The organism is Acinetobacter sp. CIP 102129, assembly GCF_000368305.1.
Taxonomy (GTDB): domain Bacteria; phylum Pseudomonadota; class Gammaproteobacteria; order Pseudomonadales; family Moraxellaceae; genus Acinetobacter; species Acinetobacter parvus.
Genome location: NZ_KB849339.1, coordinates 50,999 through 66,502, shown reverse-complemented (window position 1 = coordinate 66,502; position 15,504 = coordinate 50,999). Strand labels below are relative to the sequence as shown.

General features: G+C 40.2%; 16 protein-coding genes, 1 tRNA gene and 1 pseudogene. 12 read left to right on the top strand and 6 right to left on the bottom strand.

The annotated features are described in order from the left end of the window. Nucleotides 1-16 precede the first annotated feature (16 nt). Nucleotides 17-92: transfer RNA gene (locus tag F973_RS01775), tRNA-Glu, on the top strand. A 376-nt stretch (nucleotides 93-468) separates the two neighbouring features. On the opposite strand, the pseudogene F973_RS01770 reads toward F973_RS01775, so the two are convergent. Further along, nucleotides 469-906 (bottom strand): annotated as a pseudogene (locus F973_RS01770) (DUF2726 domain-containing protein); the annotation flags it as partial. 34 nt (nucleotides 907-940) lie between these two features. On the opposite strand from F973_RS01770, the gene F973_RS15190 reads away from it, so the two are divergent. From F973_RS15190 to F973_RS01725, 11 genes are all read left to right on the top strand, one after another. Next, nucleotides 941-1,111 (top strand): hypothetical protein, encoded by a 171-nt coding sequence (locus F973_RS15190; protein ID WP_004759637.1) that lies wholly within the window; start codon nucleotides 941-943, stop codon nucleotides 1,109-1,111. Nucleotides 1,112-1,266: 155 nt separating this feature from the next. Continuing rightward, nucleotides 1,267-1,485, top strand: a complete 219-nt coding sequence (locus F973_RS01765; RefSeq protein WP_004759635.1) for a hypothetical protein — start codon at nucleotides 1,267-1,269, stop codon at nucleotides 1,483-1,485. A gap of 3 nt (nucleotides 1,486-1,488) precedes the next feature. After that, entirely contained in the window at nucleotides 1,489-2,889 is a 1,401-nt protein-coding gene (locus tag F973_RS01760; RefSeq protein WP_004759633.1) for a replication initiation factor domain-containing protein, read from the top strand. A 41-nt stretch (nucleotides 2,890-2,930) separates the two neighbouring features. Beyond that, nucleotides 2,931-3,227 carry a hypothetical protein gene (locus F973_RS01755; protein ID WP_004759631.1) on the top strand — a complete coding sequence of 99 codons (297 nt, stop codon included), beginning with the start codon at nucleotides 2,931-2,933 and terminating at the stop codon, nucleotides 3,225-3,227. An 11-nt stretch (nucleotides 3,228-3,238) separates the two neighbouring features. After that, complete coding sequence (locus F973_RS01750; RefSeq protein ID WP_004759629.1) at nucleotides 3,239-3,436, top strand: hypothetical protein; 198 nt, start codon at nucleotides 3,239-3,241, stop codon at nucleotides 3,434-3,436. 15 nt (nucleotides 3,437-3,451) lie between these two features. Next, nucleotides 3,452-3,628: a hypothetical protein gene (locus F973_RS15185; protein WP_004759628.1), complete on the top strand. Its 177-nt coding sequence runs from the start codon at nucleotides 3,452-3,454 to the stop codon at nucleotides 3,626-3,628. Between the two features lie 11 nt (nucleotides 3,629-3,639). Continuing rightward, the gene (locus F973_RS01745) at nucleotides 3,640-3,885 is read left to right on the top strand and encodes a major capsid protein (protein WP_004759626.1); all 246 of its coding nucleotides are present in this window, start codon (nucleotides 3,640-3,642) and stop codon (nucleotides 3,883-3,885) included. A gap of 77 nt (nucleotides 3,886-3,962) precedes the next feature. Further along, nucleotides 3,963-5,438, top strand: coding sequence for a virulence factor TspB C-terminal domain-related protein (locus tag F973_RS01740; RefSeq protein ID WP_004759625.1), 1,476 nt, complete (start codon nucleotides 3,963-3,965; stop codon nucleotides 5,436-5,438). After that, complete coding sequence (locus F973_RS01735; RefSeq protein WP_004759623.1) at nucleotides 5,438-5,722, top strand: DUF2523 family protein; 285 nt, start codon at nucleotides 5,438-5,440, stop codon at nucleotides 5,720-5,722. Before F973_RS01740 ends, F973_RS01735 begins: the two co-directional genes overlap by 1 nt. A 53-nt stretch (nucleotides 5,723-5,775) precedes the next feature. Next, nucleotides 5,776-7,227, top strand: a complete 1,452-nt coding sequence (locus F973_RS01730; protein ID WP_004759621.1) for a zonular occludens toxin domain-containing protein — start codon at nucleotides 5,776-5,778, stop codon at nucleotides 7,225-7,227. 413 nt (nucleotides 7,228-7,640) lie between these two features. Then, complete coding sequence (locus tag F973_RS01725; protein WP_004759619.1) at nucleotides 7,641-8,468, top strand: tyrosine-type recombinase/integrase; 828 nt, start codon at nucleotides 7,641-7,643, stop codon at nucleotides 8,466-8,468. A 169-nt stretch (nucleotides 8,469-8,637) separates the two neighbouring features. Here F973_RS01725 and F973_RS01720 read toward each other — a convergent pair whose 3' ends face one another. The 5 genes from F973_RS01720 to F973_RS01700 form a co-directional block, all read right to left on the bottom strand. Then, nucleotides 8,638-9,882 (bottom strand): NADH:flavin oxidoreductase/NADH oxidase family protein, encoded by a 1,245-nt coding sequence (locus tag F973_RS01720; RefSeq protein ID WP_004759617.1) that lies wholly within the window; start codon nucleotides 9,880-9,882, stop codon nucleotides 8,638-8,640. 99 nt (nucleotides 9,883-9,981) lie between these two features. Further along, on the bottom strand, nucleotides 9,982-11,577 hold the full coding sequence (locus F973_RS01715) for a dipeptide ABC transporter ATP-binding protein (protein WP_004759615.1): 1,596 nt from the start codon (nucleotides 11,575-11,577) through the stop codon (nucleotides 9,982-9,984). Continuing rightward, nucleotides 11,555-12,565 (bottom strand): ABC transporter permease, encoded by a 1,011-nt coding sequence (locus tag F973_RS01710; RefSeq protein ID WP_004759613.1) that lies wholly within the window; start codon nucleotides 12,563-12,565, stop codon nucleotides 11,555-11,557. The genes F973_RS01715 and F973_RS01710 overlap by 23 nt, the downstream gene beginning before the upstream one ends. Continuing rightward, nucleotides 12,565-13,635, bottom strand: coding sequence for a microcin C ABC transporter permease YejB (gene yejB, locus F973_RS01705; protein ID WP_004759610.1), 1,071 nt, complete (start codon nucleotides 13,633-13,635; stop codon nucleotides 12,565-12,567). The genes F973_RS01710 and yejB overlap by 1 nt, the downstream gene beginning before the upstream one ends. Nucleotides 13,636-13,655: 20 nt before the next feature. Continuing rightward, complete coding sequence (locus F973_RS01700) at nucleotides 13,656-15,500, bottom strand: extracellular solute-binding protein (RefSeq protein ID WP_004759608.1); 1,845 nt, start codon at nucleotides 15,498-15,500, stop codon at nucleotides 13,656-13,658. Nucleotides 15,501-15,504 lie beyond the last annotated feature (4 nt).

The following is a 15,504-nucleotide window of genomic DNA, read 5'->3' as shown; positions in this document are numbered from 1 at the left end:
ACATGCACCTCAAGAAGTCCCTATCGTCTAGAGGCCTAGGACATCGCCCTTTCACGGCGGTAACCGGGGTTCGAATCCCCGTAGGGACGCCATTTTTCCCACAGTGTTTTATGCTCGGTATCGAGCTCAGCCATAACCAAGCATAAAACATGTAGTGGTTCATATCCAATAAAATCAGCCATTTGCATAATCTGTGTAGTTGTTGGCTTTCTTCTTCCTGCCTTCCAGTGGCATATAACTGTTGGATCAATATCCAATCTTTCAGCTAATTTTTCATAGCTTCCAAATCGAATTTTATTCATCTCGATGATGTCTTTGAGCATTTCCTCACCTCTTGAATCTGACGATTTTGTCAGGTACATTTCCTGACGAATATATCAGGTTTTTTTTCACAACGTCCTGACAGATTGTCAGGTTTTGGTGAAAAATGAGGAAAGGCTTGGCTACTGCCAAGCTTTTGGGGGTTTAAATGTTGAAGTCTTTTCTTACTTGCTCAAAGTCAGGGGTTCGCTTATATCGAATCACTCGAAAACCTGCTTCTGCAACTAAAGCGTCTCTATCATCATCTTTATCTTCTTTACCTTTGTGTGATGAATCATCTAGTTCAACAATGGCAACAATGTTGAATTGCTTATCTAACACAACAAAATCAGCCACTTTTCGATTGAATAGATTACGTGTTGCATATCCGCTTGCTGTCATAAATGCACTAAATGCAACTTGTGCCAAGACAATGTGTTCAGGTAATGCCTCTCTCAATCTTAAAAATGTTGGCTGTTCATTCATTGTGATGATGCGTTTACCCTTGATTGGGTTGCGCTTCCCTCCTTTTTTGCCTTTGTTTGCACTGCCTAAAAAAATGCCAACGATTGCGAATATAACAATTAAAACAATTATCCAAGTCATCAAAACTTCCCCTTTATTAAAAGGAGCATTGTAAATGAATACTTTTACTGAAACGACCTACAAGCCTGAATTGACCAAAGAAGAACTATTGAATCTTGCACATATTCTTGACACTGCTTCTTTTAATTTTGAGAAAGGCGCTGGTGATCTGCTTGACAAGCTCGTTGCTACATTTCCCAAAGAATTATCAGATTTTGAGGGCTAAGTCATGATTGAACACTTTCCTATTTCAGTTCGGCTGTTTCGTCTAGGCCTAATTAATTTTTATCGCTCAAAAGGTCAAGGTCTTTGTAATTTACATTGTTCACATGTCGCTGCTTATTACTTTCATTTAGATGATTTGTACATGGGGACTAAGTCATGACTGAACAAGAAATCAAATGTTACGAGCAAATAGCCAGTTTCCTATACAACCAGGGCAAAGGCTACATCATGGATGGCAACTCATGCGATGACATCTTGGCAGTCCTGTGCACAATCGAAGAAATTGTTCTACAAGAATTAGAAACAACATCAATTACAGCTTTTATTGATGATCTTGATGATCACAACAAAGAATGTCAGGAATACGGGGGCTGAACAATGTCAACAAATAGCATTCACAGCAACCACGGATTACCGACACTCAACACGGCATTTCCACTATTCAAGAACACGAATCAACCTTTATCCACATTCCCACTGTGGGGAAAGCTATTTGATGAGGTGATGCCCAACCCCCTTAGTAATACGGGGGAAAAGTTAGCAATAGCGAATCAACTCCTAAGCCAAATCAGAAAGTCCCAAATCGAAAACATCGTTTCCGAAACAATAGAGGGCGAAGATGGGGATGAGGACCAAAAGCAAAAACTAACGGCTCAATTTAACGCCGAAATAGAACAGGTTCTAAACGTACTCCATGACGGCTATAGGGGCTATCCCCTACTCGATACGGTTATGGTGATCAATGAGAAAGGTGATGCGGTTCATCAACTCATCCGTCGCCCTGCATCTGGACAAATAGCGGTTACGGATTGGATTAACTTTTCAATCCATAAAACCACGTTTGACAAGGTGAAACGGGAAAAACTCAAGGTTTACAACACAATAGAAAACCAATGCGGTTTTCCAATAGATACCCTGTTCACTAATTCAGACTATGCCTATGCTATGGGCAAAGTCCTAAAAGATATCTTTGGTTTTGGCATAGAGTCAAAGATGCCGAAAGGCATTAACTACTATGAAGAGACTTACAAGCTTGAAAATGGCTGCGGCCATATCTGTGTAGGCGGTCAAAATGACACAATCCTAGTCATGATCAATGGCTTGGGCTGTACTTTGGGCAATTACGGCTGGGAAGATGATCTACATGCCTGGCTAAGATTATTTGCTCACCGTCCTAAAATCACACGTATAGACTTGGCCCATGATGACTTTGAATCTGACAATATCTCAATCCATTGGGCTAAAGAACAATTCGATCTAGGCGGTTATAAATCAGGTGGTCGCCCACCTAAATTTAACATTATTGGTGATTACTGGACGCCTGACGGTTCAGGATCAACTGCCTACATTGGCACACGTAAATCATCAAAATACGCACGTATCTATGAAAAGGGTAAACAACTCGGACAAACAGATTCGAAATGGATGCGTGCTGAGGTCGAATATAAAGCTAAGAATTGCTATATCCCATTGGATGCAATGCTAAATGCTTCCCAGCATTTTGTAGCTGCGTATCCCTGCTTTCATGCCCTTGATTATTCACAGCAACCTATAAAGCTGGAAGTCATCAAAAAGACAGCAAAAATTGTTTGGGATAAAGCGATAAGCATTACACAACATCAATTCGGCAAATACATTGCAGCAATACGTGATTTTTATCAAGACGACAGCATTGTTTTGGACATATTGACTCATGAAGTTGATGAATATCCAAAACGGCTCGAACCGTTTTACCTAGATTACTCAAATTCAATGCCCCCCTCTGCTATGCCTGCTTAGGGACAAGGTTCTATTACTTAGGCTATTTAAGGAAAACTAAAATGAAGTTTACTAATGAATGTGTGATCACTGGCGTTAAAGCTTTCAATAGCACTATTGATGGTACTAACCATAATTTTACAAAAATTTCAGTGATGACTGATTTTGCTGAAGGTGTCGGCTTTGGTGCTGAAACAGTTCAATACAAATGGGGTTCTTCTGACAACTGCAAAAAACTTCAAGATTTGGATTTTCCAATTAAGGCCAAAATTGAATTTGAAGTTGTTACAACTGGTTCACGCCTGACACAAGTTGTTCACAATGTTACGCCTTTAGCTCCTGCTCCTGCATCTAAATAAGGACATTACTAATGGCGAATCCTGAACTAGAAAAAGTGTTAGATGCAGCTTGGGCTAAAGGGTTCGCATTTGGCAAATATACACAAGACATTCCACTTTCACCAGAGATCATTGCCTTGCTCGAAAATTCGAATGAGTTCATGCGTGAATACATGACTGAGTACAAACGTGCCGTGACTGCTGGGATGTTGCAGACCTTACGGTCTTAAATAGGATTTTAAATAATGGCTTACCAATGTACTGCTATCGACCAAAACAACCAATGTATCGAGTGGGTGCAGGTAGGCTTTTTAGGATTGCCCGAACTATCAATGATGCAAGCTGGGCAACTTTGCGCTGCAATCGGTCTTGTACTGGTTACAGCGTGGGGCTTTAAAAAACTTGCATCACTTATCAAATAGGAGTTTCAGAAATGAATCTTAAAAATGTAGAAGTGATGGAAAACACTCAAAAAACCAATAAAAACCGTTTCTTGCCTGCTGGTATTGGTGCTGGTTCTTTAGTTGCTGCTAGTCTTTCAAATGCTGCCGTTATTGACACAACAGAGACTGTCGCTGCTATTGCGGGCTTAGCAACTCCAGTTGCTGCTATTGGTGCTGCTGTTCTTTTAATTCTAGTTGCTATCAAGGGCTGGAAGCTTATCCGTCGAGCGATGTAACTAGTCTAATAGCGTTCACAAAAGGGCGTGTAAAAAGCGCCCTTTTTTTAAATTTAAACTTGGGGAAAAATAATGTCATGGCTAATAGTAATAATATTTGTACTCGCTTTATTAATTATGTTGCGGTCTTGATATTAGTCTTTTTATCAAGTCAAAGTTTTGCTGCTGGTGGTTCTTTCTCTGGTGGCGGTGCTTCTGGTTCCTGGGGAGATTCTGAGAACTGTCAGTATAGAATTGTTGGTTCTAGTCCTTTCTATCCTACTGGTGCTGCAGCTTGTGCTACTCAGCCTTCTGGTTGGTGGGGAACTCATTCTTATATTGAGTCCCGTGATGGTTGTGTTGGTTCCAATTCTAATACTGTTATTTATGTTGTTGAAAAAAAATGTGTTGTTTCTTGTCCTGCTGGTTATGAAAAAGACGCTAATGGCAAATGTCAGCCGAAAAAATGTCCTGTCGGTGAAACTCTTGTAAATGGTCAATGTAAGCCAAAACAATGTCCTGCTGGACAGGCTTTAGATGCAAATGGGAATTGTATGCCCCGGGATGATCAATGCCCTGCTGGTCAGAAAATGGTGAATGGTCGTTGTATAACTCCCCCTCCAGATGACCCAAATGACCCCGATGACCCTAATTCTGAATGGCCCCCATTTTGTGAATGGGCCTCTGTCATGTGTCAATGGCATCAAGAATGGCAGCAATGGTCGAATGACTATGCAGCAAATGAACAAAAAGCAAATTTAGATAGAGAAGAATTAAAACGCTTGGCTCTTGATTCAAAAGAAAATTTAGATCAAATGAATCAAAAAATGACTGATCAACTCCAAAAACTAGAGGAACAAAAACAGAAATTAGAGGAATTAAAAATCCCACTTGAGCAAATTAAACAACAAGATCAGCAATTCTATGATGAAGTCCGCTTATGGTTAAATAATTTTGATGATGAACAAGGTACACCATCAGAACAATATCCCCCTGTAGAATTTCCTGCTTTCTGTGATTGGTCTGTTCAAGTTTGCAACTGGTATCTTGACTGGAAAGACTGGCGCACTGATTACAATGCACATAATGCGCTTGTAATTGAAAAATATAATCAATATTTACAACGCCTTGATGAAATTAAACAACAAGATAAACAGTTCTATGATGACTTTGAATCTTATGCGTCTGCTGTTACTTTAAATCAAGAAAAGGATTTGCAACAAAACAAAGACTTTTATGATGAGATTCGCGACTTTTTCGACTGGTACAAAGATCAATCTGAACAAAATCCCAATGACCCTAATGACCCATCTAATCCACAAAATCAGGATGGTGATGTCCCTGTTGCCCAGGAAGAAATACCCTTCAACGAATCCCAGAGAATTACTTTTGTCAATGGTTGCCCTGCTGGAGAACAATTTACTGTTTCTTTTATGGGTTCAACTCAAAATCTTGAATTTTCATATCAGCCACTCTGTCAGTTCATGTCAATGATACGCCCTTTTGTTATTGCGATTGCTTACTTAATCGGGGCCTATATTTTAATGGGTTTAAGTCGTGGGAGTTCTGAATAATGATAAGAGTTCTTTTTTGGTTGTTGGGGCTGCTCTTGGGAAGTGCTTTAAAGCGTGTTCTTTTGGGTGCTGGTCTTGCTTTGGTCTCAAGTCAGGCAATACAAAGCTTGATTGATGTTTATATCGGAAAAGCCTTAAACGGTATGAACTTCGCTGGTTCATCAGCAATCATGTTTTTAGGGCTTAGCGGTGCAGACGTTGCCATATCTATTTTAATTGGTGCGCTAGCTGCTCGTGCAATGATTGAAGCAAGCAAAATAGGTTTAAGGAAAGCAACTGCCTGATCCGTTTGCCGTTCCGTGAACGGCCATAACGGATCAGGCGGGTGGAGTTTATTATGATTATTTTAACTACTGGTACGCCAGGCTCTGGCAAAACTCTTTTTGCTGTTTCAAAAATTATTGAGCGTGAACAGCAAAACGAAAAGCATCTAAAGCTCAATCCAAAAATCTTTGAGCGCAATTTATCAATCATAGAAATAAATTGCGATAAGCAAATTTTAATACAATCATCTTTTTTTGATGGTGATCAAAAAATATATGAAGACATTAGAAATGTACTAAAACATTCAGATAATGAAAAAATTACAATCTCTCATCTATTTGATGAATTTCAATCTTTCGCTGGATTAAGCTTAAATAATAGATATGAGACATATTTCTATGATTCAGTTATATATAATGAGTTGATTAAATATATAAATGATCAACTTGATCTAAAGCTCGAATATATTTTAGACGTACGGCAACAATACAGCGATATAAACGGCTTAAAAGTTGACAATGTACTTAAGACACCAGAAGACTGGCGAAAAACGCCTGATGGTTCTATTGTTTACTATGATGAAGCACAGCAACATGAGCGTTTTAGATCTGGCACGTCAGCAAACAAGGATGACATTGTACAGAAGTTACAAGTACACCGTCATACTGGTCATGATATATGGTTTATTACACAATCCCCTCGCTTTCTAAATGCTTTCGTACTTGACCTTGTTGGTGAGCATTATCATTTGCACCGTCCATACGGTGCAAAATTGGCAAGCGTTTACTACTGGAGAAGTTGCAGGAAACAACCTCAATCTCAATCATCTAAAGAAGTGGCCGAAAATGAATTTTTATTTAAATATCCAAAAAATTTATTCAGCTACTATAAATCAGCAACAACACACACTGTAAAATTTAAAGTCCCAAAAAAGGCTTATTATATTGGCGGTGCTGTTCTTATATTATGTTTTATTATATTTAAAATGGTCACAAGTGATAAAACGCAAAAATTTATTAATCCCGAATCTCAACAATCTGCACAATCTAATCAGACAGATAAAAAACATCAGACTTCATCAATTCCACCTGATCAATTAAATATCGAATGTCGAAAGGGCGCTAATGTTGAAAAACCTGAATGTGTCGAATGGTTCAATCAATTTGAACAACAAAAAAACATGGGTCAGGCCTACACAATTAAATATGACCCTAATGATCCTTACAATGTCCCTTACGACCAGTTTCAGTATCAGGTTACAGATACACCGCAATTCATTGGCTGTGTTAAATGGGATGGCAAATACTACGCATACACGCAGCAAGGCACGCGCTTAAACGTACCACAATCTGATTGTCAAAAGTACATGTCTGGAGACCGTCCATTTAACCCGATGCATCAGCCTCAGCAACAAGGAATTAACAATGATCAAGTCAATAATTCGCTCAATCATCAGAACGATTATCAACAAGATACTGAACAGATGGCTAAGATAGAACAAGCCCTGGAAGATGGCTTGATATGAACAGCAATTCTTAGTTCTTTCTACTTTTATCAAACATTAGCGACAATTAATGTCGTTACTTGATTAAAAAACACGCACAAGCAAAACATGTGCCAACAGTGTTTTGTCAAGTTTTTTATGATGAATGGTTTTTCTGCATTAAAATTCTCGGTTCGGAAAATCTCTGATTTTCCACATATTGCCCAACAGGGGCAATATGTCGTTATGTCATGGAGTGCGTCCCTGTCCCCTCGCATGTTACCCCGCGTCTGCGGGGCTAGAGTGGGCAGTCTTGCCCACGACATGCAAGCATCCAGACACATCCCCCCTCTGATTACAAAAAAAGAAAAATCAGACTCTGGGCGGTATAACTAGAAAGTTCGGAGTATTCCGAACTTGAACTGATACTATAAAAATTTAACAAGGGGTAAAAAATGAATATAAAAGAAATAATGGATTTTTATTCTAAAAACGGTCTGTTTCAATCAAAGCATACATATGATGAGAAAATTAAACATCTGGAATGGTTCTATAACTATGATGAAATAACAATAGATGTCCTGACAGATTATTGCGTCATTAGGCAATTATCAGGGGTTAAAAACAGTACAATAAATCGTGAATTGAATGTCATAAAATCAGCATTTAACTATTATCTACAATATAACCAGACAGCGAATTTTAAGAATGTATTTAATCGCTTTAGGTTGTTTGAGGATGACTTTATTCCTCGCTATCTCACTGCTGTTGAATGTCATCAGTTATTAACTGCAACGTTAAAACATAATAATCATATGCTTCATGATTTCGTTGTGCTTGCGCTGAATACTGGATGTCGTGCTTCTGAACTAACTACATTGACTTGGAACAATGTCTTTTTGCATGATCGCTATTTTATCGTTCGCAACTCACTGAGCAAAAATAGAAAAACAATTTATAAGCCTCTGAATAGTGTATCTGTAGATGCATTCCTTAGGTTGAAACGACACAAGCATTATGTCTTTTATAGTGATCGCACTGACACACATATAAAGAGTTTCAGGCGTGGGTTTGAAATGGCATTAAAAAGAACGGATTTGGGATATGTGAGAATTCACGATTTAAGACATACATTTGCTAGTTTTCTTGTGAAGCAAGGAGTTCCGCTTTACCACGTCTCAACATTGTTGGGGCATTCTGATATTCGAATAACGCAAAGATACTCACATTTAGCACCCGAAAATTTACATCACGTGCTAAAACACCTGCCCACATTAACATAACTTTACAAAAATATTGTATAAAATTCGCACTCTGGGACATCGCCCTTTCACGGCGGTAACCGGGGTTCGAATCCCCGTAGGGACGCCAAATATTAAAAAGCCACTGCATCAATGAGACAGTGGCTTTTTTTATCACTTAAAATAAAGGACTCCGAAGAGTCCTAAAATATTATGCTGATTTACGTGAATTCACCTGTCCTTTGATCACTGCCTTAATATTGCCTTTGGCGTAATTCAGGAACACGATTAAAGGCGATAATTTAGGATTTGGCTTTTTACCTTGCCCAATCGCCTTAAACTGTGCTGCATACCAGATAATTTCCATAATGGCCATTTTATCAACCATTGGGATGCCTGTTTTAATCTGGTTTACGGCATAACGCACATCATTGCCCGCAATTAAGCGATCTGTTAAATCAGTTTCAACTGCCAATGGACGGGCAATACCGATAAAATCACATGCACCACTTTCAAGTGCGGCATTCATACCTGCAACGGTACGGAAGCCACCTGTTACCATCAACTTACACGATACATGCTGGCGAATCTTTTCGGCAAACTCCAGAAAATAAGCCTCACGTGCAATGGTGCTGGCTTTACGTGATTCAGCTTTTGCGCCTGCCATTGCAGGGGCTTCGTAGGTTCCACCTGAGATTTCAATCAGGTCAATCCCTGCGGCATCAATTGCCTTGAATACGGTGATGACATCTTCTTCAGTAATTCCGCCACGCTGGAAATCAGCAGAGTTGAGTTTGACTGAAATAATAAAGTTCTCAGAAGTCGCAGCACGTACCGCCTTATAAATTTCCAGCAAAAAACGGCTGCGATTCTCAATTGAACCACCCCATTGATCAGTACGTTTATTGGTCAGTGGCGATAAAAACTGGCTGATCAGATAACCATGCGCACCGTGTAGTTGCACGCCCTCAAAACCTGCTTTTTCACAAATGGCTGCTGCTGTGGCAAAACGCTGGATAATATCCAGAATTTCTTCATGTTTTAGTTCACGAGGCGTACCAAACATGGTGGCCAGCATTGGGCTAAATGGCACAGCCGAGGGTGCAACCGTTTCCTTATTCAAACCTTTTGGACATTGACGACCTGGATGTGACAATTGAATCAATTGTACCATCCCGTATTTTTTACCCACTGCCGCCCACTGCTGTAATTTTGCCAAATCACGTTCAGTTTCAATTACAACCACACCAGGTTCATTCTTGGCAGCGATATTGACCATGACATTGCCTGTAATGGCACAACCTAAACCACCCTTTGCCCAAGCCTCATATAAGCCAATATGCAAATCATTCGGTTGTCCATCATGATTGGCAAGTGCTTCACTCATGGCACCTTTGATAATACGGTTTTTAAATGTGGTATTACGAATCTGGATACTGTCTGCAATCTGACTCATGGTCATCCTCTGCTACAATTAGAGTATTTACTCCAATTTAATCTGATTATTGTGGGTGTCAAGGGTTCTTCCGATAAATTGACAATATCATATGTCAGTTTAATTACAAGATGCTCCGTACTGGCTGGCTGTGATCAACTGTTGTGTATATTCAGTTTGAGGCTGGTTAAACAGAAGTGCTGTTGCTTGATATTCCACAACTTTGGCCTGATGCATCACCATGATTTTCTGGCAGAGTGCTTGAATGACTTGTAAGTCATGACTGATAAAGATGTAACTGATCTGGTCTTGCTGCTGTAATCGACGTAACAATTGAATCATGGCACGCTGTGTACTGCGATCCAGTGCAGAGGTCGGTTCATCCAATATAATGAGTTTGGGCTGCAACACCAAAGCTCTTGCCAATGCGACTCTTTGCCGTTGCCCACCAGACAGTTCATGTGGATATGAATGCTTAGCGTCTATTGATAATTCAACTTTACTCAGTACCTCTTCGATTTTAGTTGAGATCCGTGCTTTGGAAATTGATCTAAGCTTTAAGCCCTCTCCAATGATCTGTTCAACTGTCATACGTGGATTTAAGCTGCTCAAAGGGTCTTGAAATACGATCTGAAAATCACTTCGTAAAGGTCTAAGTTGTTTTTGATTCAATTGGTTTAAATCTTTGCCCTGAAAAATAATGTCTCCCTCACTGAGAATCAAACGTGCAATCGCCAGGGCCAAAGAAGATTTTCCTGAACCACTCTCCCCGACGATGCCTAAGGCTTCACCTCGCATTAAGCTCAAATCAATCGCTTCGGCTGCCATTTTATAATGTTTAATCTGGTTGAATAAGCCGTGTTTAATTGGATATTTTACCGTGACATTTTCAAGCCTTAATAACGTTTCTGCTGATTCCAATACCAAAGCCTGTCCAAAATCGTGATTGAGTAAATTTCGGGTACATTCCGTTTTTGGCTGGTCAAAAATTTCAGCAATTGTACCTTGCTCTTCGACTTTACCCTGATTCAAAACCAGCACATGATCAGCATAACGTTTGACCAGATTGAGGTCATGGCTAATCAAAATCATCGCCATGTTGCGTTGCTGTTGCAGCTTTTTAAGCAAAGCTAAAATCTGTACCTGTAACATCACATCTAAAGCAGTGGTGGGTTCATCGGCAATTAAAATATCAGGTTCTAAAGCCAGTGCCATTGCAATCATGACACGCTGTCGTTGCCCACCCGAAAGCTGATGTGGGTAGCATTTTAGAATCTGCTGTGCATCCTCAATGCCCACATCATGTAGTAAATTGATCACTTTTTGCTGAGCTTCTGCTTTGGACAGACCTTGCAAAATCAGATTTTCACCAACGATCTTTTCCACCTTATGTAATGGATTGAGTGCGGTCATGGGTTCCTGAAAAATCATGGCAATAGCTTTGCCACGAAGCTGCTGTAATTGTTGCTGGTTAAGCTTTAATAGATCATCATTTTTAAATTGCACCACACCTTGCCCAGTCAAAGTTTCAGGCAATAAACCCAATAATGCCAAAGCAGTGATGGATTTACCCGAACCACTTTCGCCCACCATTGCCAACGTCTGAGCTGGATAGAGCTCGAAATTTAAATCATCCAGCAAGGCCTGCCCTGTTTCATTGACAATGCAAAGCTGCTGCACTTTTAACAACGGCTTAACGTCTTGGGTCAAATGCATCACGTGCCGCCTCCCCAATATAAATCAACATGGACAACACAATCGCCAAAGTAAAAAAGCCAGATAACACCAGCCACGGTGCCTCCAGATTATTTTTGCCTTGTAACAAGAGTTCACCTAACGACGCGGCATCAGGCGGTAGACCATAACCCAAGAAGTCTAGCGCAGTTAAGGCAATGATATTGGCAGTCAGCATAAAGGGAATCTGCGACAGACTGGAACTCATGGCATTGGGTAAAATATGCTTGAAAATAATCTGACTATCACTGACACCCAACGCTCGTGCAGCCCTGACATAATCAAAATTTCGGGCACGTAAAAATTCAGCACGCACCAATCCCACCAGTTCTGTCCAGCCAAACAGTAGCATAATCAGGAACAGCCAATACACGCTGGGGCTAAACATACTGACCAGAATCATCACGATAAACAGCATCGGCAAACCGCCCCACACTTCCAAAATACGTTGCCCAATCAGATCAAGCCAGCCTCCATAATAACCTTGTACTGCCCCAACCATAATGCCAATCACAGCCGAACATACAGTCAAAGCCAGCCCAAATACTAATGAAATCCGTAAACCATATAGGATTCGGGCAAATACATCTCGCCCCTGATCATCAGTTCCAAGCCAGTTTTGTACACTTGGTTTTGAGGGTACAGGCACGGCAAGGGATAAATTGGGTGATTGATAGGAAAATGCCACAGGTGGAGAAAGCATCCAGCCCTGTTGCTGAATTAACTGTTTGACCGCAGGGTCTTGATAGTCAGTTGCGGTTTCAAATTGTCCACCAAACGTGGTTTCTGGATAATCTTTTAATATAGGAAAATAAAGTGACTGCTGATAACGAACCAATAAAGGACGATCATTGGCAATAAATTCCGCACATAAAGACAGGATAAAAATAATCAGAAATACGATTAAACAGCGAAAACCCAATTTATTTTGTCGAAAACGATGGAAATGCTGCTGCATTAAAGGCGACATTATTTATCACCTCTTGCTTCAAAATCAATCCGAGGATCAATCACTTGATAAAGCAAATCGCCAATTAAACGCAGGATCATGCCAAACAAGCTGAATAAAAATAAGGTGCCGAAAATCACGGGATAATCACGTTGAGTAATCGCCTCAAACCCTAATAAACCAATGCCATCAAGATTAAAAATAATCTCGATAAATAAATTACCGACAAAGAAAATCCCGACCAATGCTTCAGGTAAAGCTGCCACAATCACCAAGCTTGCATTACGAAAGACATGACCATAGAGCACCTGAGGATCACTCAAACCTTTAGACCGTGCTGTCAGCACATAAGGTTTTTGCAATTCTTCCACAAATGAATATTTAGTCAGATAGGTCAAGGCTGCAAAACTGCCTAACACCATACTCAAAATCGGCAAGCACATATGCCAGAGATAATCTTTAATTTTTTCCAATAGACTGAGTTGGGCAAAATTTTCTGAAACCAGACCTTGTAATGGAAACCATTGCAAATAACTGCCACCTGCAAAAAATACAATCAACACAATGGCAAACACAAACGATGGAATGGCATAACTGACAGCCAATAACAAGGAAGTCGATTGATCAAACACCAGACCATTTTTTTTGGCTTTCTTCATCCCCAATGGAATCGCAATCAGGTAAATCAGGAAAGTGCTCCACAACCCTAAAGACAAAGTCACAGGCAATTTTTCATAAAGCAGTTGGGTGACAGGTTTATCCTTAAAAAAGCTTGTACCAAAATCGAATGTTAAATATCCCTTGATCATCAACCAGAAACGTTCATACGCAGGACGGTCAAAACCATATTGTGCTTTAATTTTATCAACCATTTCAGGACTGAGACCACGCGCGCCCTGATATTGCGCCAAGTTACTTAGGCTAGATGAAGCGCTTGTTCCTGTACCTAAACCCTGTGCATTTTGTATTTGTTGAATGGCTTGTTCGACAGGTCCACCTGGCGCAATCTGCACAATCATAAAGTTAATCAACACAATGAAAAATAATGTGGGAATCATCAATAACATTCTTTTCAGAATATAGTGAGACATTTAAATATCCTTGATTATTTTCATTGGTGTTTTTGGATAGCTTGTTCTAGCTTGCTGGCTTTATCTGCATCCACCCACCAATACTCCCAACCTACTGAAAGCTTTGGTTTGATTTGAGGCTGTCGATAAATATCCCAATAGGCAAACCAGCGTTCAGGCTTGCCATAAGTCAGGATTTGATAATAGCCTGCCCGCAACAAACGATCCAGCACACGGGTATACAGCACTACTTCATCACGGTGTTTGGCAGCCACAATCTTGTCAATCATCTGGTCAATCGCAGGATTCTTAATTCCTGAATAATTATAGTTATTCGACTCATCTGCGGCAGCACTGCTCCAAAACTGCGCCTGTTCCTTACCTGGGGTTAAAGTCTGTGGCATTTTCATCACCATCATATCAAAGTCCTGACGGCGAATCCGTTCCATATACTGCGGCACATCCACTTGCCTCAGCTTGACCTGAATCCCTAAACGATTCAAATTACGTACAAGGGGCATCAACTCACGTTGTGGATTTTCCAGTTGCATGAGCAGTTCAATTTGAATCAGTTTGCCCTGCCGATCATATAACTTGCCATTGCGAATCATATAGCCCGCATCTTTGAGGATTTTTTGGGCAATCAATAAATTCTGACGGTTAAAACCGCTGCCATCCGATACAGGATAATGCCAATCGGCCAACACACCTTGTCGCATGACAGGATCAAGCTGTTTCAGAAAAGGCTGAATGATGTTTAATTCTGCTGTACTAGGCTTGCCTGTTGCAGCCAAATCCGTATTATCAAAATAGCTTTGTAAACGTCGGTTTTGATTAAAAAATAATGCTTTATTTTGCCATTCAAAATCGTAGGCATAGGTTAAAGCTTTACGCAGATGAATATCATTTAAAGGTGAACGGCGAATATTAAATACCAGACTTTGAATATCTAAGGGTGTACCTAAACGGGCTTTATACTTTTTGATCCAGCCTGATTGCATCGCTGGAAAATTGTAAGCGGTCATCCAGTTACGGATATTTTTTTCTTCATATAAATAAAATTGTCGGGATTTAAAACCCTCAAAACTGACCTCTAAATTACGGTAATAGACATATTTCAGCCGATCAAAATTATAACGCCCTTTATTGACAGGCAAGTCTCTGGCCCAATAATTTGGACTACGTTTATAGCTTATACTCCGCCCTGCATCAATACGCTCCACCATATAGGGTCCAGACCCTACAATCGGTTGTAATGTAACCCGAGTAAAATCTTTATTTTTCCAATCTTGTTTTGAATAAATTGGTAGGCTTGCCACAATTAACGGCATTTCCACATTATTCTTGGATTTAAAAATAAATTTAACCTGATACTTGGAAATGACTTCTGTTTTTGCCAAATCGGATAAATACATTTGAAAACCCAGATTGGCTTTGGTCTGGTAGGTATCAAAAGTAAATTTGATATCCTCTGCGGTGACAGGCTGACCATTATTGAAACGGGCTTTAGGATTGAGGTGGAAAATTACAAATCGCAGGTCATCAGGATCATAACTGACTTTTTCGGCCAATAGGGGATACATCACCCGTGGCTCATCCAAAGAACGGTCCATCAGACTATCAAATAGATAATTCACGCCCTCTGTGGCACTGCCTTTACCATTCATGCTATTTAAATTGTCAAACGTTCCCAGACTGGATTGGCTAAGCACTCCACCTTTCGGTGCATTCGGATTGGCATAAGGCATGGCGTGTAACTGTGCGTATTTTGGGGTCACATGCATTGCCAAATAAGGCGTGGTATGTACGGCTGCAAATGAGAACTGAGCAAAAAGGCTTAGTCCATACAATAGACTAGGCCTCTTGCTAGCAAGCAACGCAATCATGCGC